This is a genomic window from Leptothoe sp. PORK10 BA2 (assembly GCF_034932105.1).
Lineage (GTDB): Bacteria > Cyanobacteriota > Cyanobacteriia > Phormidesmidales > Phormidesmidaceae > Leptothoe.
The window spans coordinates 1-20,476 of sequence record NZ_JAYGIG010000023.1 but is presented as its reverse complement, the minus strand read 5'-3'; the positions used below and the strand labels follow the sequence as shown (position 1 = coordinate 20,476).

Genomic DNA, 20,476 nt, shown 5'->3' with positions numbered 1-20,476 from the left:
TCATCCTCAGGATCCGCAACACCCATGATCCATATCCTGGAACTCCAGTATTAAAGCCATTAAGCACTATTTTAAAAAATCCATTAAGCCTTTCACAACAAAGGCTGTAGCCGTTAGCTATCATCCCGTTTCAAAAAAAATCATTTTTTTGCATAAAACCAGGCTTAGCTCCATGAGTGACCACTGAACGGACGGAAAACAGCCAACACAACATGGCTACTACTTCCAACCACTTGATAATCACTCTTTAGTTGACCCGGAGAAAAAAGACATGGCTAACGTTTACGGCAGCAATTACAACGACAACAGCACCACCAACGGTTTTCCCTTCATCTATCGTCCCAGTCTGTATGGCACCAATGCCAATGACTTTATGTACGGCTACGCAGGCAACGACAGAATGTATGGCTTCGCAGGCAATGATTACCTCAACGGCGGCACCGGTGCTGACGCCATGTACGGTGGTACTGGTAACGACACCTACATTGTCGACAATGTAGGCGATACCGTTAACGAATCCGCCGGGGCTGGCTACGACACCGTTTATTCCTCCATCTCAGAAATCTTAAGCGCCAATGTTGAGCGATTGATTTTAACAGGGACTGGCAATAATTACGGCTACGGAAATTCACTGGGCAACAGCATCTCCGGCAACAGCGGTAACAACTACCTCTGGGGGGCCGCAGGCAATGACTTTATGTACGGCTACGCAGGCAACGACACCATGAACGGTGGTACGGGTGCTGATGCCATGTATGGTGGCACCGGCAACGACACCTACTACGTCGAGAATGTGGGCGATACCGTTAACGAATCCGCCGGGGCTGGCTACGATACCGTTAGATCCTCGATCTCAGAAATCCTGAGCACCAATGTTGAGCGCTTGATTCTAACCGGGACTGGCAATAACTACGGCTACGGAAATGCGCTGAACAACAGCATCTCCGGCAACAGCGGTAACAACTACCTCTGGGGGGCCGCAGGCAATGACTTTATGTACGGCTACGCAGGCAACGACATCATGAACGGCGGTACGGGCGCTGATTCTATGCATGGTGGCACCGGCAACGACACCTACTACGTCGAGAATGTTGGCGATACCGTTAACGAATCCGCCGGGGCTGGCTATGACACGGTTAGAGCATCGATTACCGAGGCCCTCAGTGCCAACGTTGAGCGACTGATCCTGACTGGGGCTGGCAACATCAATGGCTACGGCAACAGCCTCAGCAACAGCATTACGGGTAACGCAGGCGACAACTACCTCTCTGGTTATGCAGGTAATGACTACATCTTGGGCGCAGCTGGGACAGATACCCTCGTCGGTGGCAGCGGCAACGACCGTCTCAACGGCTACGGCGGCACCACAGGCGAATACGATATTCTGTCCGGTGACTTCAGCACCTCAACACCTGGAGTCCAGGGAGTCAGCGATGGAGCAGATACCTTTATTTTAGGAGATTCTTCCCAGGCCTTCTACCTCGGTGCAGGCTATGCCACCATTAAGGACTTCTACCATGCCGAAGGTGACAAATTCCAGGTGAGTGGTGGCATTGGCGACTACTCCCTCAACAAGACCTTGAACTTCGGTGGAACCGCTGCTAATGACACGGCCATCTACTACAAGAGCGACTTGATTGGTGTTGTCCAAGACACCACTAACGTTGTTCTAGGAGCAGACTTCCAGTTTGTTTAATCATCATTTAGTCGGCTCAGTTGTCAATAAATTAGCTGACTGAGTTGATCCATTCTAATTGACTGTGCAAGCCGATCGGTTTACCCGATCGGCTTTTCCTATGCTTCACTAACTATTAACTATTGAGTAACAAAATCGTCCACCGCATGGACCTAGGTATTCGTTGGTCAATCGGTCCCTGGGCACGAATAGCCTAGGTTTAACCGACTGTGGAGTCAGGCTGAAGTACAGTAGGGATAGTGCTTAGCAAGTCAGTCGCATTATAAGGTTTGGGGAGAAAGGCTTTAACGTTTTCCCCCAGGGATAATGCAATTTTCTCATTACTGGGTAAACCACTGACCGCAATCACCTTTACTTCAGGGTTAATTCTTTGCATAACTTGGATCGCCTTTGCCCCCCCTAAGGAAGGCATCGTCATATCCATCAAAACAACCTTGATGTCGCTTTGATGCTTAGTATATTGGGCGATGGCATCTATCCCATCCGTTGCTACTATCACCTTATAGTTATGACTTTCTAAAATTCTTTGGGCAATTTCACGAATGGGGGCTTCATCATCTACGACTAAGACTCCGTCTCCTTTGCTCAGGGGAAACGAAAGGACTTCTGCCTCAACTATCTCTTCTGCTTCAATGGCGGGCAAGTACACCCTAAATTGAGTGCCCTGGCCGACCTCGGTATCGACGGTGATAAATCCACCGTGACTTTGAATGATGCCATGAACCGTGGATAGCCCCAATCCAGTCCCTCCATGGGCCTGTTTTGTACTAAAGAACGGATCGAAAATGTAAGCTAGTTTATCCGACGGTATGCCAGTGCCGGTATCGGCAACCGTGACAACAACATAGGGGCCTGCTTCTACATTTAGATGACTGGAGACAAAAGCCCGATCAAGCTGTAGATTCATCGCCGATATGGTTAATTTTCCACCATCGGGCATGGCATCACGGGCATTGACAAAGAGATTCATAAACACTTGGTGGAGTTGGGTCTCATCACCTTTTACAGAATCGATATTTTTAGGCAAATCCACCGCAATCTCGATGGATTTTGGAAATGTATTGTGGACAAAGCTCCTGATTTCTTTAATTAAATATCTGATGGATAGGAGCGACCGGTCACCCTCTACGCCTTTGGCAAACAAGAGCATCTGGTTAATGATCTGAGACCCTCGTTTGGCGCTGTTTTTCAAGATTTCGAACTCATTTTGGATGACTTCGTCCACATCAGGTAACTGTAATGGCAAGAGATCGGCCACACCATAGATGGGCGTCAAAATATTGTTGAGATCGTGGGCAATCCCGCTGGCAAGGATGCCAATGCTCTCTAATCGTTGAGCGCGCAAAAAGCGAGATTCTAATTGCTTGGCCTGGGTGATATCGGTATTGACGGTCAAAATTGCATTGGGCTGGCCTTGCTCATCGGTGACTAACGTCCATCGACTCATGACTGTGATGGCTTGCCCCGTCTGTGTCACTTGTTTGCGCTCACCCTTCCAACTGCCTTCGCGCATCAAAGATTGGTAAATTTCTTCATCATCGGGTTCATCTGCATACAACAACTGATCGGCATCTTGGCCGAGGGCTTCCTCTGCAGACCAACCATAGAGGGTTTCAGCCCCTTTATTCCAAAATGATATAATGCCATTCATGCCTCGTACCAGAATGGCATCGGTGGTCACATCTAAAAGTGCGGCTTGTTCTCGGACTTGGTGCTGGGCGAATTTGCGATCGCTAATATCAGTAATAGTCCCTACATACCCCAAGACATCTGCATCATTACTGCGCTCCGGCACTGCCTGCCCAAAGACCCAAGTAATCGTGCCATTGGGACGTTGAAATCGATACTCTAACCGAAACGGCAGTCCTTTTTTCAGGGCGGCTTGCCAAGCCTGCACTACATGGTCACGGTCGTCTGGATGTAAGGCGTGGGTAAGACTCTCTGTTTGGCGGGCTTGCTCAAATGTCAGCCCGGTCATGTCACACCATTGCCGATTCACATACACATAATTTCCCTGGGTATCCGTCCGAAAAATGCCAACGGGGGAGGTTTCTGCTAGGGATTGATATTGGTGCTGGCTTTGTCGCAGCGCGGCTTCGCTTTCCCGCAAAGCCTGTTCTGCTTGCTGTCGTTTTTGTCGTTCTTCCGCTTCCCTTAATTCTCGCTCAACGGCAGGCACTAACCGGGCAAGATTCCCTTTGAGAATGTAGTCATGGGCCCCTGCTTTCATGGCAGCAACTGCTGTCTCTTCACCAATGGTGCCGGAAACAATGATAAAAGGAAGATCCTGCTGGTGAGCCTGCAACAGTTTTAACGCCGCTATGGCACTAAATTTAGGTAAGGTGTAATCAGCAATTACCAAGTGCCAATCTTGGTGATCAAGGGCCGATTGCATTTCCTCTGGCGTTTCTACCCGGAGGTAATCCAGGGTGTAGCCACCACGACGTAGCGCCCGCAACGTCAAAAGCAAGTCGTCTTCTACATCCTCTACAACCAGAACACGCAGATGGGCAGTCACAGGCAATTACCTTCCTAAGTCGGCGGGGATTGATTCATCAGTAACCAGTACATCCCCAGCTGCCGGATGGCTTCGGAAAACTGGAGAAAATCGACTGGTTTGCGAATGTAACTATTACATCCCAGGTTATAACTATCGAGTAAATCTTGCTCTTCGTTGGACGTGGTTAAGATCACCACGGGCAAAAGTTTTGTCAGGTCATTCCCTCGTAAGCGGCGTAACACTTCCAAACCGTTCAGACGGGGCAGCTTGAGATCCAGTAAAATCACAGCGGGCTTGAGGCTGGTATCTCGGTTCGCATACAGTCCGGTGGCAAAAAGATAATCGAGCGCTTCGACGCCATCATGGGCCACGACCACCTGATTGCCAATATGGTTGCGATTGAGGGCACGGATGGTTAAAGCCTCATCATCGGGATTATCCTCTACCAAGAGAATGACTTTATGATCAACCTGTCCGCTCATGCTTAAACGTCCTCTTCTGGCAACGTGAAGTAGAAGGTGGCCCCTTGCTCTAATATTCCTTCAGCCCACACCTGTCCCCCATGGCGATGGATAATGCGTTGCACAGTGGCTAGACCGATGCCATTGCCAGAAAATTCATGCATACCGTGCAATCGCTGAAAAGGGTGAAATAATTTATCGACAAAGGAAATATCAAAACCCACTCCATTATCGCGCACAAAGTAAGCTGTCATACCATTCTCCTGAATAATTACCCCAAACTCAATTTCAGGGTGGGGCTGCTTAGAGGTATATTTCCAGGCATTATTCAACAAATTATCCAACATTACCTGTAGCAGGGGGCGGTCCCCATAGGCCACCATTTCCGGGTGGATCTCCCACGCTACTTGCCGTTCTGGAGACGCTTGTTGTAAATCCCGGCAAATGCGATGGGCTAATTGGCTCAGGTTAACCGCTCCTTTGTGCATATCGTTGCGGGTCACGCGGGATAGGGTGATCAAATCATCGATCAATGCTCCCATGCGCTGGGTGGCCGAGCGAATTCGGTGTAAGTAGTTTTGGCCGTTTTCGTCTAAGTTTTCTAGGCAGTCTTCTAGCAGGGCCTGGCTAAAGCCATCAATGCTGCGTAAGGGGGCCCGCAAGTCATGGGAAACGGAATAGCTAAAGGCTTCCAGTTCTTGATTGACCGCCTTCAGTTCTATAATGGCTTGTTGCAATCCTCGGTTTAGCTCTTGGGCCCGTTGCTCAGCCTGCTGGCGTTCGACCACTTCTGCTTGTAGGTCTGCCCATAGTTCCGCATGCTGGAGGGCAACCGCCAGGTGACTCGCAATCTGTCGGACGAACTCGATTTCTGTTTCCTGCCACTGGCGCGGAGCGCGGCATTGATGAATGCAGAGCAACCCCCACAGGTGACGACCTTGCAACAGGGGCACCACTAGATTTGCCCGTACCTGGAATTGGGCCAGGATCTGGATGTGACAATCGCTCAACCCGGCATCATGAATATCTGTGACGTTCTGGATTTGACCTTCCTGGTAATGGCTGGCAAACTGATCGCCAAAGCAGTGATCGTGGATTTTTTTTGCGATCGCAGAATCAAATTCAGGGTCCACATCCTCAGACACAAATTCCCCATCATTCCAGCCCGTATCGGGATGGAAACGAAACATCCCCACCCGATCTGCCGACAGAAGTTGTCGGACTTCAGCCGCAGTCAATTTAAAAATGCTTTCTAGATCCAGGGGTTCCCGGAGCCGAGTAATCAGTCGGAATAACGTTTGCTGCTGATCAATTTGACAATGAGCGTGATGAACCTGCAGTTCCAACGCTTGAAATTCTTCACTTAAGAGTGCTTGGATCTGCTCCAACTCAGCTTCATCGTGACAAATACTGCGTAATCTGGCCAATAGATTTGGATTCATAACGCTCAGCTCGCTTGTGCTTGAAGTCGCTAAATGCTTGCCTGAACAGTCACTTTAGCAGATCGAGGAACTGTCCTCAGGGTTCAGGATCGTTAATGGGCGTATTATCAGGCCATGCCAATGGGCGCAGGTAAATGTTACTAACAACACGTTTACTCAAACACTATTCAAAAAATGTCGAATATTTTCTCTAGGGTGTCTTTTTCCCTGGTCTTGTATTGGCGGCGGTGAGCATAGCCCTGTTGCCCTCGTCATGGTGAATACAGAGAGAACATTGTCTGTGGGACGGTTACACGGGGCATGGGTGAAGTTTGTGAAGACTTTGGCTTTGGTCATGCCGTAGGGTTCATAAAAAATAGGGAACTTTCCAGAGAAAAATCAGACATTGATCGCTTAGTTCTACCGTTCCCAGTCGTCTCCCTGGTACGCAGATGTTAGAAAGCCTCCTCTCTTTTCTTCTTGGTTGGACCAACGTTGGCCAGTGTAACTCTCAGCCCTCCTCTAACCATAGTCTGGGCCTAGTTAACGTCGCCTCGACCAACGATAGTGATCAGACCCGCCTGCCGGTTCCCTACATTTATACCGTCAGTGAAAACGTAGTGGCGTTACGGATAGAAACTGGTGAGGTGGTGCGGGGTAAGCAAGTGGCCTATGAGGCACATCCCCGTGACGTGGTTAAGGGCAAAGAAGGTTGGACATTTCGCAATGGAAAAGCCTTAGGGCAGGTCGTTCCGGGAGACCCAGGGCTAATTTTACTACCCGATCAATACCTAGGCTCCAAGCTCGATACGAACTGTGCCGATGATTTAAGCCGTTACCAAATCAGGACTGCGGATGGGGACAAGATTCACCCCAGCCAGGTCTATCGCAAAAGCAAAATCGATGGCATGGCCCAAACAGGACCGTGGGACTTTGAGTGGCCCATGGTGCACACCGTATTTCTAGAGCTGCCAGCAGCCCTGGTCCCCGGCGAAGTCTATCGGTTCAGCTTTGCCGATAATTTTCTCCAGGATACTGAGTTTGTTTATCAACCCGAACAAACCCGCAGTGAAGCCGTGCAGGTATCCCACCTAGGCTTTGATCCGGATGACGTAGCCAAGGTGGCGTTCTTGTCCACCTGGATGGGCCATGGGGGTGGCCTGAGCTACGAAGCGGGCAAAGCATTCTGGTTGATTGACACGGCTACGGGGGAGAAAGTCTATGCCGGGAAAATCACCCTCTCCCAAGCGGCTGACGAGAAAAATAAGCGCGGCAGAAACCATAATGACACCGACGTGTTCATGATGGACTTCAGCCAATTTTCCACGCCGGGGCGGTACCGCGTCTATGTGGACGGAGTGGGCACCTCCTATGAATTTGAAATTGGCGAACATACCTGGCGGAATGCGTTTTATGTGTCGGCGCGGGGGATGTACCACCAGCGCAGCGGCATTGCCCTGGAGCAGCCCTACACCGACTATGAGCGTCCCCGGCCATTTCATCCCGATGATGGGGTGGAGATTTATCGTTCCACCGTGCCCCTGATGGATACCCAAATGGGATTCAACTATCGGGACGCCCTTGATTCTTTTGAAGCCCTTATGGCCACCCGGACTGAGGAGAAAGTGCCAGAGGCTTGGGGCGGTTGGATGGATGCAGGCGACTGGGATCGGCGCATTTCACACCTGTCGGTCAGTCGGTCATTTCTAGAGCTGGTGGAGCTTTATCCAGAGTACTTTAACGATATCAGCCTCAACCTGCCTGAATCTGGCAACAATTTGCCGGACATTGTGGATGAAGCTCTGTGGGGGTTGGATGTGTTCCGCCGTCTCCAAAATGAGGCGGGTGGCGTCTCCGGTGGCATCGAATCCTCCGGACATCCCCTGCGGCCAGAAGGGAGTTGGCAAGAGTCGCAAACGATCATGGTGTACGGTCCAGATATTTGGTCTAGCTACATGTATGCCAATGTGGCGGCGCGGGCGGCCTATGTCCTGGCAGCCTATGACCAGACCTTAGCTAACACCTATCAAGAAAGTGCTATTCGGGCGATGAACTGGGCCAATGCTGAGTTGGCGAAACAGCCAGAGGACCCAGATTTTTTCCTATATTCCATGGTTCATGATGAGCGTAACCTGGCCGCTGCCGAACTCTATCGCCTGACAGGGGATGAGCAATGGCATCGGATTTTCCTCGACACCACCGTTTTTACCAATGCGGATGCTCCATTAAAGGAATGGGATAACCACAATCATAGTGACGCTGCATTTGTCTATGCCCGGACTGAGCATCCCACCGATCAGACGATCCGACAAAATGCCATCAACACGTTGGTGCGCACTGCCAAGGCTGACATTGAGAATATAGAGCGTACGGGCTTTAAGTGGAACGACTCAGGGTTGCCGATTGGCTGGGGCACCATGACCACCCCCCATACCCATAGCCTGTTCCATGCCCATGCCTTGACGGGGGACGACGCCTATTTGCGGGCGGGCCTGTTAGCCACCCAGTTTGCCGCCGGTGCCAACCCTAGCAACATGGTTTATACCATCGGTGTGGGCCACAGAAATCCTAAGTCGCCCTTGATGGCGGATGTGCGGGCGTTGGGGCAGGATCCGCCACCGGGCATTACGATTTACGGCCCGATGGATCTGCAAGATGAGCAAGGGCATGGTGAAAGATGGCAATGGGCTGTGGACATGTTTGCCAAGGAAACGAGCCCCACACCTGTGGAATGGCCCACATCTGAATCCTATTTTGACTCCTATTACTATGTGCCGGTGACCGAATTTACGGTCCATCAGTCCATTGGCCCCACGGCCTATGCTTGGGGTTACCTGGCGGCCAGTGATCAGAAAGAAGGTGCTGGCGCAGCATCTGGGGTTGGCGTGAAACCGGATCAGTAAGGTAGAAACTGGAGAGAGATCGGGGAAATAGAGGGTGCCGGGGGAGAGGATGGGATGGCCAGGCTCCTGGGTTAATTCTGGATAAATAAGGCAAAATGGGCGGGATGTTATTGTCCCCCATCCTATGGACCTGCCCACCTGCCGCATCAAAATTATCAATGGTAATACCTGTGGACCGATGACGGTTAATATCAACGCTTCGGCCCAGGGTGCTAAGTTTCCCCAGACTGAAATTGTGACGGTGCAGCCCCAGACTGGTCCAGAGTCCATTGAGAGTTTTTATGATGAATATTTGGCGATTCCCGGCATTTTGGAACAGATTATTTTAGATACTGAGTCCGATGCTTTTATTTTGGCCTGTTGGGGAGATCCGGGTATTGAAGCGGCCCGTGAGATTACGGCGAGACCGGTGGTGGGCATTGCGGAGGCCAGTCTCTATGTGGCCAATATGCTGGCGGCTAAGTGGAGTGTGGTCACCACCCTGCACCGGGTGCGTGACATGGTGGAAAAAACAGTGCATAAAACCGGGTTAACGGCGCGATGCGCTTCGGTCCGGACGACAACGCTGTCGGTGTTGGATACGGAACAGGATCGGGCGGCTACGTTGGATGTGTTGACGGAGGCTAGCCTGCTGGCGATTCATACAGATGGGGCGGAGGCCATTTGTCTGGGGTGTGCGGGCATGAGCGGACTGGAGCAACAGTTGGAAGACCGGCTGGGGGTGCCGGTGATTGATGCGATCGCAGCGGCGGTCAAAATGGCAGAGTCTTTAGTGAGCTTAAGAAAAACAACTAGCAAACAGTTAACATATCGTCTACCGGAACTCAAAACTATCCAAGGCTATGGGGCCCATTTCCAGGCTGAGAAATTTCGTTCTTAGGCTATCCCTGGCAGCTGTTGACCCGATTCTACCGGCTGTTGCCAGCGATCTCCAGGGGCCTGCCAGGGGCTCAATCTAAAAATTAAGATTGTTGTTTTTTATCCTGATACTGGACGGTGTTGTACCAGTGTTTAAAAGCGTCATCTTAGCCCTATATAGCTTTGAGAAAGTGGATAGGTTAGAGCTATCCGATCTTCTGTGTGTGATCCTGAGGTGTGACTATGTTTAAGTCAACAATGTTTAAGTCTACAGCCTTCAAATTGACCGGTCTTGTCCTGCCTTTGGTATTAGCGGCCGCTGCCCAAGCCGCCACTGAAATGAGACTGGCAGTGGGCTTTACAACCACCCAAGTGGGTGGTCAAACCGTGGGTTCCTATGGCCTCGCCAATATTGTCAGCCGGGATAGTCGGGGCGAATTTTGCCTGGGCTATGCTGACCTTAGTCCAGACCATGTGTTGACCCTAGAGCAAGATTTTAGCCAGCTCGCCATTGCCGTGGATAGCGGTGGTGCAGATACCACATTATTGATTCAAGGGCCGAATGGCAGCGTCTGGTGTAATGACAACGCCAGCCGCCAAAGTCGGGATGCCCAAATTCAAGGTACGTTTCCCAAGGGGGCGTATCAAGTGTGGGTGGGCTCTTTTGATCAAGATGGTCGCCATCGCTATACCCTGAAGATTTCGGAATAGCCCCTGCGGCACATCCCAACGGACGGTTTTTTCGCGGTTTGTCCTAGGCCCTAATAAATAAGGCCCGATAGACGGGTTTACCTTGGGCTAGGGTAACCCGCTCACGATCGGTGGGGGCCGCCAAGGGATTGTTCGCCAGCCATGGACCGGTGGCACCCGGTTGGGGCAGATGGGGCGGTTCCAGAAACCGCTTAAATTGGCCATTGGCGGCAAAGACTTCCACCATATCCTCAGCCACGGTTTCCACGTCGGACTGGAGCCACACCCACCCGCCCTGGGGCATATACTCAGCCAGGTCGGCCACTAGCTGCGGTTGGGTGACCCGGCGCTTTTGATGCCGTGTTTTGAACCAGGGGTCAGGAAACTGAATGCTTACCCGCTGGGGCGGCTGAGGCAAGCTGTTTAACAGGGGCCGTAGGGAGTTATTGGCATTGCAAAATAGGGCATGCATGTTGCCCAGGCCCAATTCATGGCGCTGCTGGAGGCATTGCTGTACTAGGGGCTCTCGAATCTCTAGGCCGAGAAAATTCCAGTTTGAGCAGGCTAGGGCCATGTCCCGAATGAAATAGCCCTTGGCACAGCCGATATCAATGTGTAAAGGCTGGTGGGGGTTGGCAAATACGTCCGCCCAGGGAGGCGGTGTTACCGGTGTGCTATAGCGATTGTTAAGGGGATTGACATGCTGGCGCACACGGGACATGGTCGAAAAAGGCGATGATGGGTACTAGGCTTACCTACCTTATCAACTCCTATGGCTCTTTTGGCTCGTTTTGCGGTGGTGAGCGATCTGCACATCGCTTTGCCCCATACCATCTGGGATTCGCCCATGCGGTTTCACCTGGTGGAGGTGAGTATTCCGGCGTTTGAGCAGATTTTAGACCACCTGGAACAGGTGAAAATAGATTTTTTGTTGCTGCCGGGGGATCTGGTCCAGCATGGGGAGCGGGAAAACCATCAGTGGTTAGTGCGGCGTTTGGCACAGCTGCCGTTTCCGGTGTATGTGGTGCCGGGTAACCATGATGTGGTGAAGTATGGGGGATGCGATCGCACCATTTCCCTAGACGAATTTGTCAACCTGTACCAGGGCTTTGGCTATACCGACCCCAGCCGTCCCTACTACCACCATCAGCTCCTAGACGGTCTGCATCTGATTGGCCTCAACTCCAACGGCTTTAAGGCCAATGGTGAGCCCTTTTACAGCGGCCATCTGGACCCAGAACAGCTGGACTGGCTGGATCAGCAGCTGGAGCAATTAAGCGAGCCGCAAACCGAGCAACTCACCCTAGTGATGCTGCACCACAACGCCCTAGAACATTTGCCCCACCAGTCCCGCAGCCCCATGGGACAGCGCTATATGGTGAACAATGCCAGCGCCCTGACCGAACGATTGCAGGCGGCCCATGTGCCCGTCATGTTTACCGGCCATCTCCATGTGCAGGACGTGGCCCAGGCTGACCAGCTGTACGAAGTGACCACGGGCTCCCTCGTCAGCTATCCCCATCCGTATCGCCTCTGTGAACTGACCGCCAGTTCAACCGCCCCAGGCCACCGACTAGACATTACCTCCCATCGCATCGAGGCCGTCCCCGACTGGCCCACCCTACAAGCCACCTCCCGCCAGTGGATGGCCGAACGCTCATTTTCCTTCATGGTGAAGCTACTGACCAGCAAACCGCTGAGCTTATCCCAGTCTGAGGCCGAACAAGTGGCCCCAAGACTGCAGGACTTTTGGTCTGGGGTGGCCGCTGGCGATGGCCTGTTTGATTTCCCTGAGCTGACCCCCAAGCTACAGCGCTATTTCAACACCTTTAGCGCCACCGCCGCCAATGGGCAGCCCCACTGCATCGATAACAACGCCACCCTATGGCTAAAAAACTAAGCGCTATCTAGCTTAAAGACCCTACCCCCAAAAAAGCCCTACAAAGAAAGCCCTACAAAGTGAAACCCCAGCCACATATGGACCGGGGTAATTGCCAAGTTAGTTTTAATGGATGAATGCACCGAGCATTTCTTCAGCCACCCCCAATCTACCAGGGGAGCTGGCGAAAGTGAATCGCCTAGACCACCCGAAAAACCATCCAACACGAAGCGTCGACCATAGGCGTTTTTTAAAGTCAGCTTTTGGTCATAATCCCTGCAATGGGGTTAACAGTCCCTCTGGCATTACGGGCATTTGTTCCGTTCCACCCCAGGTGGGCCGTCCGCCCCATTCCCCATTCCACCCCTTATTCCCATGCAAATCAAAGCCATCCATCACATCGCCATTATTTGCTCCAACTACGAACGCTCCAAGCATTTTTACGTCGACCTGCTCGGTGCCGACATCATTTGCGAAACCTGGCGTGAGCAGCGACGCTCCCACAAGCTTGACCTCCGCCTGGGCACTGCCCAGATCGAGCTGTTTTCATTTCCCGCTCCACCCCCACGCCCCACTCATCCCGAAGCCTGTGGGTTACGTCACCTAGCCCTAGGGGTCGAAAATCTGGAGCCCAACATCGCCCATCTCCAGCGTCACCATATCCCAGTGGAACCGATTCGGTTCGATGAACTCACCGGTAAGCGTTTTACATTTTTCCAAGATCCCGATGGGCTGCCCCTAGAACTCTATGAAATTTGAGCAACTAGTAAATTTAAATTGATGCTGCATCCGTAATTTACCTAGGGTTTGAGGCCCTTGTGTGATGTGAATCCTAAAGATATGTGATTTGACGCACGTTGCTCACCCTTGGGCTGGAGTACAGTTAGGACATAGCAGAAAACATTATGTCTAAACTGCTTGCCCTTAAGGGGTTTGGCACTATTCTAGGCAGAGCCACCTAAAGGCTAAAGCTTTAATTATGGCGAAGGGGTGTTGAAGATTAACTTCAACGCCCCTTCTCTGTTGTGGATGGGGTGTGGATGGGGGCTGCGCTATCAGTCTGTTCTATTGCTATCTCTATTGCTGTCGGTGAAGCGGCGTTTACGACGGCGGGCGATGGCTTTACGCTTGGCCCGTTCAATCGGCGTTTCGAAATAACGTTTCTTTTTTATATCTGAGAAAATATCTGCCCTGGACACCTGACGCTTGAAGCGGCGTAGCGCTGATTCGATACCTTCATTTTCACCAACAATGACCTGGGCCATTTAACCTAACACTCCTTGATTCATCACTAGATTTGGGGACAGAAAAAAACAAAGTCTAAGCGGTCTGCCATCTACAGTTTGCGATGCAATATTAGTCACAACAACATTGACGACCAAAACTTTTTTGACCGCAGGGTAGGGGGTACAACTTTCTGGAAGACCACCAGCTAATTTTAGTCAACTGTTCTATACAAAATTCAAGATTTATAGCATCAAAAAGCTGTTCGAAGACAATGTTTCAAACAGCTTTGAATATTAATATATAGCTTTGCGCCCATAGTTCAAACAGGGGCGGGGGAACTGGGGCAGCCGTTCCCCCATCAGTCTTACTGACCCCTTACTCTGGATTTTCTGGGGTCTCATCCAAAGTCTCACCTGTCGCCTCATTAGCGGCTGCTGCTTCGGCCGCCGCTTCCGCCTCGAGAGCCGCCGCTTGGGCTGCGTATTCTTGGGCTTTTTGGGGGTCGTTCTGGGCTTGGTGAACTTCAGCCAACAGACTTAAGAGACCATATTCGGCTTCGATATCGCCTAGCTCCTTGGCTAGGGTCAGGGCTGCTTCCAGATGCCCTTGGGCGACGGGATAGTTTTCCAGTTGTACATTGGCAAAGCCTAGGCCAGCCAGGCTAAGGCTTTTAAATATGGGCTGATCGCGCTCTTCCGCCAGGGCGAGGAGGGTCTCAAAGGATGCGATCGCATCTTCATACTTATCATTATCCAAGTAGGCCGAACTCATGCCCAGCAGCGATTGCAGTTCTGCACCGACGGCATTAGTCTGACGGCTCAGATCTAGCCGCTGCTGATAAAAGTCAATCGCCGTATCAAAATCTTCCTGGTCATAGTGGGCCAGGGCCAGCACATACAGCGCCGTAAACTGCACATCCAAGGCATCCACTTCCTGCGCCAGTTCTAAGGCCTTGGTTTGGGTCTCAATGGCCTGGTCAAAATCCGCCAGGCGATACTGGGCCAGCCCTAGATTACTCAGCGCCAGGGCTCGATCCGGCTGACTGTCCAGTTCGGTGGCCACGGACAGGGCATCTTGGGAAGCCAGCAGAGCCGTTTCATAGTCCCCTAGCCCCAGCAGCGAAGAGCTAGCCACGTTGAGGGCACTGAGAAAAGCTTGGCCATTGCGTTGTGACTGCGCCAGCGGAATCGCCAGCTGGGCGGCATCCAACGCCAAGGGATATTGGCCCACCGTTCTATAGCTAGTGGCCAGAACGCTCAAAGCATTGAGTTTTCCCGCCTCAAACTCAATGCTTTCGGCTAACTTAAGGGCCTCTTGGCTGTGGACAATGGCATCGGGAAAATTGCCCTGGGCTTGGGTGGAAAGAGCCAATACATTGAGGGCCACCACCGTGGACTGGGGATCATCCACATTTTCTAAGGCCGTGATCGCCTGCTGGCTATAATCGGCGGCGGTGGCATAGTCCCCTTGGTTGACCGTTACTAGGCTCAACATGGTGAGGGAAAAGGACTCCTGGGGAAGATTTTCGTTGGTCCGGGCAGCGGCGAGGGCCTGTTCAAATATCCCCTTAGCTCCATCCAGATTCTGATTTTGATACTGGGTCAGACCGGCCCCGATCATCTCGTCCACCGGATCTGGGGTCTGCTGCGGATCTGGGGCGGTAATGCCGTCTGGCTCTGGAGTTTCAGGAATGGCGATCTCATCGGCCTGGGCGATCAAGTTGGACCCATAGGTGGACCCATTGGCCCAGGCCGATTGCCCTGTAGCTGTCAGTAATAGACCGGCAGTCCCTAACGTCAGAAAGCGAAGCAGCATAGTGTATAGCCAAATACAGTAGGAAAGAAGAATTCATCCACCCTAACAGCAAATGCTAGGAACGTCGTCCCATCGTAGGCTGAATTTTTGATTGGCTGGTGCTGTCCGTTTTTTTGTGCATTTTCCTCACCGAACCCTTGCACCATAAGCCTTTCGATAACCTCAGCTTTTGCCGTAGCCATTGCACGACCGTTTTTTACGAGCCCCAGCTTTTACCGTAGCCATTGAACGCCCGTTCTTTTACGAGCCCTGGCTTTAACCGTAGCCATTGCACGCCCGTTCTTTGACGAGCCCTGCTTTTACCGTAGCCACTGAACGACCGTTCTTTGACGAGCCCTGCTTTTACCGTAGCCACTGAACGACCGTTCTTTGACGAGCCCTGCTTTTACCGTAGCCACTGAACGACCGTTCTTTGACGAACCCCAGTTTTTACTGTAACCACTGAATGACGGTTTCCTTGAGCTGGGCCAAATCCCGATAAAATTCTTGTTTGACAAACTGGCCCAGGGCATCGAGTGGGGTAAAGGATGTGCCCGACTGCCAGCGCACATCCTGGGCAATGGGGGTGGTGTGGGTTCCTTTGAGAATCTGGATGGCGGTCAACTGGGGAAACCGCTGGTATAGGACATCGCTGAGGTCGTAGGTTTGGTCGATGGTGTCTTTACGGAATTTGATCAGTAGGTTGCGGCCAACGGTGTAGCGATCGCGAACGAGTTCTAAGGTTTGGCCAGGGCTAGGGGTGAATTCAATGTCAAAATTTGGGGCAAAGTCCGGGACGAACTGGACGACCTGCTCCCATAGGGGAATGGACTTGCGGGCGGGGTAATTATTAAAGGAAATCAGAATATTGCCAGCCCGGTCCACATTGTAAAGACTGGCGATCAGCAAATGGACTTTGCAACCCATACTGTGGCCCATGCCATAGATCGGCAGGTAGCGATCGCCGATCACCTGGCGGCGCAGATAGATCATGGCTTGGTCAAAGGTGGTGAGGACTTCAGTTGCGATCGCGCCGTGGTCAAAGGTATTAATAAACGGCGTGGCAATAATGACATAGCCATGGGCGTAGAGGTTTTCCAATAGCCAGCCATAGGTGACACTAGGAGCTGCCGCCACAAAGGCACCCCCCAGAAAATGAATAATCCCCACTGGGTTTGGCGGTATTAATAGCCAGTTACCCGCCACTTCTCGCCAGTCCATAAATCAGTCGCCCTCTACATTCTGATTTATCCTAGATGAATTTAGCTGGACCCGTGATTCGGTCTTCTACCCTTGCTTGGATAACCATGGGAGATGTCATTCCCGTGATGGTCAGGCGGACAATGCCTCCCTGACGGTTTCCGTAATCTTTCTAAAATCCGTTGCTCCAGACGGAACGAGCATGTTAATCTAATAGACCATTAAGGACGTATAGCTCAGTTGGTTAGAGCGCATCGTTGACATCGATGAGGTCCGCCGTTCGAGTCGGCGTACGTCCATTCTCTGAAATACTTGATATAAGTTAGTTTTGGACGCTTAGGATACTCCATAAGAGTGTTCTAAGTTGCATCAGATTCGATAAATTTGCACCAAAAACGTAAGATATTGGTGCAAGATTGGTGCAAAAGAATATGGCAGTCCGATCTAAAGCAAAAGCAGGTACAGTAGCTATTCTGGAACGTAATGGGCGTTTATCCTTGCGCTGGTCGTGGCAGGGAAAACGGTACCAATTCAGTTTGGGGCTGATTGACGAGTCCATCGGACGGGCCGCAGCGGAGATGAAAGCCCGGCAAATCGAGATAGACATGGCCACTGGGCACTTTGAACCCAGCCTAGTGAAATATAGGAGCGATACGGCAAGGGCCTCCCGTGAACTGACCGGTCAGTCATTGCTAGCAGAGTTTGCCAAGGCCAAGGCCAAACTATTGGCCGCTAAAACTCTGGAAAAATATCAGCATGTTGAAAAAAAGCTGGCCAAATTTGCCAGCACCAAGCTGGCTGCTGACTACACCGAGCGCACCACTATATTATTTCGGGACTATCTGCTGACTCAGATTTCTCCCATTAGCGCAGCGGAATACTTCTCAGTGATCAATGCTGCATGGGAATGGGGCATTGCGTCAGGGTTACTCAAGGAAAATCCATGGACGGCGATGATTTCGGCATTTAAGGTGCCGCCCATGGAGTCCCCCCAACCCTTTACCCTGGATGAAATCCGAGCCATTATCAGTGCCCTGGACGAGTCCAGAGCCTATCGGTACTATACGCCCCTGATTCGTTTTCTCTTTGGTACGGGCTGTCGTACGGGGGAGGCCCTTGGTTTGCGGTGGGGGGTAATTGCTGAAGATGTCTCTCAAATTTGGATTGGGGAGAGTTATAAGCGAGACAGTGCGCGAGGGGCTACCAAGATGCACAAGGCTCGCACCATATATCCTTCCAAAAAAATACAAAGCCTCCTATTAGGTATTAGACCCAATAATTATGGTCAAAGCACCCTAGTTTTTCCTGCACCGAGAACAGGGGGCTATATTAACGACAACAACTTAAGCAAGCGGGTATGGACCCTCACATTACAACGAGCAGGCGTGCCCCACCGCAAGCTTTATAACACTCGTTCCACATTTATTTCCCATGCTCTGGCCAGTGGGGCTACCCCAGCAAAAGTCGCTGAGATTGTTGGCGACCGGGTGGAAACTATTTACCGGCATTATGTCGGTAACAGCGATGGGTCAAAAACCCTGCCAGATATTGGAATCTGAATCTTTTTCACGTTCAAATCTTAAGGTTTGTATTAAGAAAAGTAGGCTTTAACTTGGATGTAATTTAAGCACGCAATTTTTGATCATGACGGGCATAGGCTTCAACCGCTCTAATGTGGAGTTCTGGCTTACTGCGATTGAGCTGCCAGTCTTTGATCAGGGTGAGATTATAAACTGTTTTACCAGGGCTGGGTTTGGTGTAATGCAGGTCCTTTTGCCAGAAACGGTGATAGTTTCTAACGGAATTAGGTTGGACACCCAAAATCTTGGCAACACTATCTTTACCGCCAATAGGATAAGGGTCAGCAGACTTACCATCTAATCTCTCGCAGAGGGTATCTAGTTGATCAGTGAGATAGGCTACCCGTTGCTCCAGATTCTGATTGCGATCCAGTACCTGGTTAAGTTGCACTGAAATCTGCTGCAACAGTTCTGTCGTGTTGTTCAGCATGATCCGTTTTCCTCAAACGAAACGCTTTTAGTTCTGACAAGATGAGCCTCGATAGGATCATCATATTCAAAACACAAAGATTGGGCTGACTATATGCTGACAAAGAAATATTACTTAATTTAGTTTTTGGTCGAATATTTCATATAGGTGGATTGACACCTTTTTTAACCTACGCGACTGAACTCAAGTCACCTAAAACCCTGGGTTTTGAAGGGATCTACCAAAGGTGTCAGCATAAAGTGACTATATAAGGAAGCTAACCAGTTATGTCTGATTAACTGATCAGCATAGCCCTTGAAACTACTGTTTTGATTGAACTCCAGCCCCTATAAAAATCTAAACTCATTGACTAAATTGCCCCTTGACTCAGTCAGATGGTGTGGCTAATCTAAGCCTTAGGCTGTTCACGGCCTTACTACAGAGCCCATAATTTAGCGCCATCGGCAGGTGCGGGAACACCATGCCGATGACATACGCCCTCCAAGCTGAGCAAGCAGCCTGGAAACGCAGGTTTAATGTACCTGATGCCACCCCGGATTGCACCTATGCACGGGGTGGCTATTTTATGGTCTCTGGTTTCCTCCTCGTTGTTTATTGGAGATCAGAGTCCATGTTTATTGATACTAACCAGGGCGCAGGTGTGCCCACAGATCAGCCTGTCAGCGTAACCTTACCTGAACATAACTATGAGGATGTGCGGTTACTGCTGTTGGGCAGCCTCATCGCGGTGCAAAATACCATTGCCTTACTGTTTAAGCTCAACTACGCCGAGCCCAACGACTGGAGCCGTCCGTTAGCCACGGGTCGGCCTACTGAGGTAATGGCGATTCTGACTAAGCGAGTCAGGGTGGATTAGACATACAAGGCCATGCTTATGGCATGGCCTTGTATGTTGAATAAAACCAGCCATTTACAAAACTATGAGAAGCGTTCAATCTCGGGCGAATGCCCCACAATCAATCCCTTCAGCGCCACCGCCTCATCCAAAAGTTACATAGAACGTGACTTAACGTTCTAACTCTGACTCTGGGGGTTTCTGTATTCGTGGCTGTCGTCGCCCCTTTAACTGGTTCAAAGCCTCCTGCACGGTTGCCTTTGCGTAGCGAGTCATCGTAGCTCTGAGCACCTCTTTGACATAGACCTGATGCTGCACATAAGGGCTTTGCAGCAATGTTATACAGGCATCTTTCGCCGATTTCCCAGACTTGAGCGCGGCCAAAGACACCTCATCATCCAACTTAAGCGCGGACCATTCATTTTGAATGAACCGTTGGTAGAGCTGGGTGTAGTCAATAGTTGGCTCACCGATCACCCGTCGCGCCAGCTCAAGGTAACTCTCTCGGGCTGCTTTGGCTGCTTCGGTGCGGGTGTCTGGAGGTTTAGGTAGATCGCTCACGATATGGCTTAGAAAACAAGGTTATTGCAAAAGGGTTAGAAAAAATCCACCCAAGTAGGATGGCTGATCACAAGAATCGTTAGCAAATCTCCTCAGGGAAATCGATTTCATACTCTTCCATGTCCCCTAGCTCACTCCCATCCATAACGACACCTTGCTCTAAATCTAGCGGAGACAGCAGCGGACTATCTACCGATAATCCACTGCCCCGAATGGCCTCAGCAATGGTCTGAAAGCCGGATTCCAGGATGCTCTCTAGCCGGTCGCCCGAAATAGCCGCTGAGCCTGGACGACCGGTGATGGGATTAGGCAGCTGGTAGCGATCGCACAAGTTATCAATCTGCTTCACTAACTGTTCCACACAGACACTGGCCACCGCCTGCACCTGCTCCTCACTCATCTCCTCCCGCTCCTCTTCCGCCAGCGGACGATAAAAGGCTG

General features: G+C 51.1%; 19 protein-coding genes and 1 tRNA gene. 9 read left to right on the top strand and 11 right to left on the bottom strand.

What is annotated here, in order from left to right; all coding sequences use genetic code 11:
- Positions 1-271 precede the first annotated feature (271 nt).
- On the top strand, positions 272-1,696 hold the full coding sequence (locus VB741_RS08360) for a calcium-binding protein (protein ID WP_323364706.1): 1,425 nt from the start codon (positions 272-274) through the stop codon (positions 1,694-1,696).
- 199 nt (positions 1,697-1,895) lie between these two features.
- On the opposite strand, the gene VB741_RS08355 is transcribed toward VB741_RS08360, so the two are convergent.
- Genes VB741_RS08355 through VB741_RS08345 form a run of 3 tightly spaced genes read right to left on the bottom strand, consistent with a single transcriptional unit; the run spans position 1,896 to position 6,099 of the window.
- The gene (locus VB741_RS08355; RefSeq protein WP_323364705.1) at positions 1,896-4,214 is read right to left on the bottom strand and encodes a hybrid sensor histidine kinase/response regulator; all 2,319 of its coding nucleotides are present in this window, start codon (positions 4,212-4,214) and stop codon (positions 1,896-1,898) included.
- A 14-nt stretch (positions 4,215-4,228) separates the two neighbouring features.
- Positions 4,229-4,678 (bottom strand): response regulator, encoded by a 450-nt coding sequence (locus VB741_RS08350; RefSeq protein WP_323364704.1) that lies wholly within the window; start codon positions 4,676-4,678, stop codon positions 4,229-4,231.
- Positions 4,679-4,680: 2 nt separating this feature from the next.
- A complete protein-coding gene (locus VB741_RS08345; RefSeq protein WP_323364703.1) occupies positions 4,681-6,099 on the bottom strand; it encodes a GAF domain-containing protein in 1,419 nt (472 codons plus the stop codon).
- 431 nt (positions 6,100-6,530) lie between these two features.
- On the opposite strand from VB741_RS08345, the gene VB741_RS08340 reads away from it, so the two are divergent.
- The 3 genes from VB741_RS08340 (at position 6,531) to VB741_RS08330 (ending at position 10,550) form a co-directional block, all read left to right on the top strand.
- Positions 6,531-8,981, top strand: coding sequence for a glycoside hydrolase family 9 protein (locus VB741_RS08340; RefSeq protein ID WP_323364702.1), 2,451 nt, complete (start codon positions 6,531-6,533; stop codon positions 8,979-8,981).
- Between the two features lie 124 nt (positions 8,982-9,105).
- Complete coding sequence (locus tag VB741_RS08335; RefSeq protein WP_323364701.1) at positions 9,106-9,861, top strand: aspartate/glutamate racemase family protein; 756 nt, start codon at positions 9,106-9,108, stop codon at positions 9,859-9,861.
- Between the two features lie 221 nt (positions 9,862-10,082).
- The gene (locus VB741_RS08330; protein WP_323364700.1) at positions 10,083-10,550 is read left to right on the top strand and encodes a hypothetical protein; all 468 of its coding nucleotides are present in this window, start codon (positions 10,083-10,085) and stop codon (positions 10,548-10,550) included.
- Between the two features lie 43 nt (positions 10,551-10,593).
- Here VB741_RS08330 and trmB read toward each other — a convergent pair whose 3' ends face one another.
- Positions 10,594-11,250, bottom strand: coding sequence for a tRNA (guanosine(46)-N7)-methyltransferase TrmB (gene trmB / locus VB741_RS08325; RefSeq protein WP_323364699.1), 657 nt, complete (start codon positions 11,248-11,250; stop codon positions 10,594-10,596).
- Positions 11,251-11,301: 51 nt separating this feature from the next.
- Between trmB and VB741_RS08320 the strand changes: the two genes are divergently transcribed.
- Together VB741_RS08320 and gloA2 are read left to right on the top strand one after the other, a co-directional pair.
- The gene (locus VB741_RS08320) at positions 11,302-12,429 is read left to right on the top strand and encodes a metallophosphoesterase family protein (RefSeq protein WP_323364698.1); all 1,128 of its coding nucleotides are present in this window, start codon (positions 11,302-11,304) and stop codon (positions 12,427-12,429) included.
- A 354-nt stretch (positions 12,430-12,783) separates the two neighbouring features.
- Positions 12,784-13,167: an SMU1112c/YaeR family gloxylase I-like metalloprotein gene (gene gloA2, locus VB741_RS08315; RefSeq protein ID WP_323364697.1), complete on the top strand. Its 384-nt coding sequence runs from the start codon at positions 12,784-12,786 to the stop codon at positions 13,165-13,167.
- Between the two features lie 296 nt (positions 13,168-13,463).
- Here the strand turns inward: gloA2 and rpsU are convergent, their stop codons facing one another.
- The 4 genes from rpsU to VB741_RS08295 form a co-directional block, all read right to left on the bottom strand.
- Entirely contained in the window at positions 13,464-13,673 is a 210-nt protein-coding gene (gene rpsU / locus VB741_RS08310) for a 30S ribosomal protein S21 (RefSeq protein ID WP_323364696.1), read from the bottom strand.
- Between the two features lie 337 nt (positions 13,674-14,010).
- Complete coding sequence (locus tag VB741_RS08305) at positions 14,011-15,450, bottom strand: tetratricopeptide repeat protein (RefSeq protein WP_323364695.1); 1,440 nt, start codon at positions 15,448-15,450, stop codon at positions 14,011-14,013.
- Positions 15,432-15,632: a hypothetical protein gene (locus tag VB741_RS08300; RefSeq protein ID WP_323364694.1), complete on the bottom strand. Its 201-nt coding sequence runs from the start codon at positions 15,630-15,632 to the stop codon at positions 15,432-15,434. Before VB741_RS08300 ends, VB741_RS08305 begins: the two co-directional genes overlap by 19 nt.
- 247 nt (positions 15,633-15,879) lie before the next feature.
- Positions 15,880-16,650: a DUF1350 family protein gene (locus VB741_RS08295; protein WP_323364693.1), complete on the bottom strand. Its 771-nt coding sequence runs from the start codon at positions 16,648-16,650 to the stop codon at positions 15,880-15,882.
- Positions 16,651-16,854: 204 nt separating this feature from the next.
- Between VB741_RS08295 and VB741_RS08290 the strand changes: the two genes are divergently transcribed.
- Together VB741_RS08290 and VB741_RS08285 are read left to right on the top strand one after the other, a co-directional pair.
- Positions 16,855-16,928: transfer RNA gene (locus tag VB741_RS08290), tRNA-Val, on the top strand.
- 132 nt (positions 16,929-17,060) lie between these two features.
- Complete coding sequence (locus VB741_RS08285) at positions 17,061-18,188, top strand: tyrosine-type recombinase/integrase (protein WP_323364692.1); 1,128 nt, start codon at positions 17,061-17,063, stop codon at positions 18,186-18,188.
- Positions 18,189-18,252: 64 nt separating this feature from the next.
- Here the strand turns inward: VB741_RS08285 and VB741_RS08280 are convergent, their stop codons facing one another.
- Positions 18,253-18,639: a hypothetical protein gene (locus VB741_RS08280; RefSeq protein ID WP_323364691.1), complete on the bottom strand. Its 387-nt coding sequence runs from the start codon at positions 18,637-18,639 to the stop codon at positions 18,253-18,255.
- Positions 18,640-19,099: 460 nt separating this feature from the next.
- Here VB741_RS08280 and VB741_RS08275 point away from each other — a divergent pair, with 460 nt between their 5' ends.
- Positions 19,100-19,495, top strand: a complete 396-nt coding sequence (locus VB741_RS08275) for a hypothetical protein (RefSeq protein ID WP_323364690.1) — start codon at positions 19,100-19,102, stop codon at positions 19,493-19,495.
- 150 nt (positions 19,496-19,645) lie between these two features.
- Here the strand turns inward: VB741_RS08275 and VB741_RS08270 are convergent, their stop codons facing one another.
- The gene (locus tag VB741_RS08270) at positions 19,646-20,035 is read right to left on the bottom strand and encodes a hypothetical protein (protein WP_323364689.1); all 390 of its coding nucleotides are present in this window, start codon (positions 20,033-20,035) and stop codon (positions 19,646-19,648) included.
- A gap of 79 nt (positions 20,036-20,114) precedes the next feature.
- Positions 20,115-20,476: hypothetical protein (locus tag VB741_RS08265; protein ID WP_323364688.1), on the bottom strand; the 362-nt coding region annotated here is incomplete at its 5' end.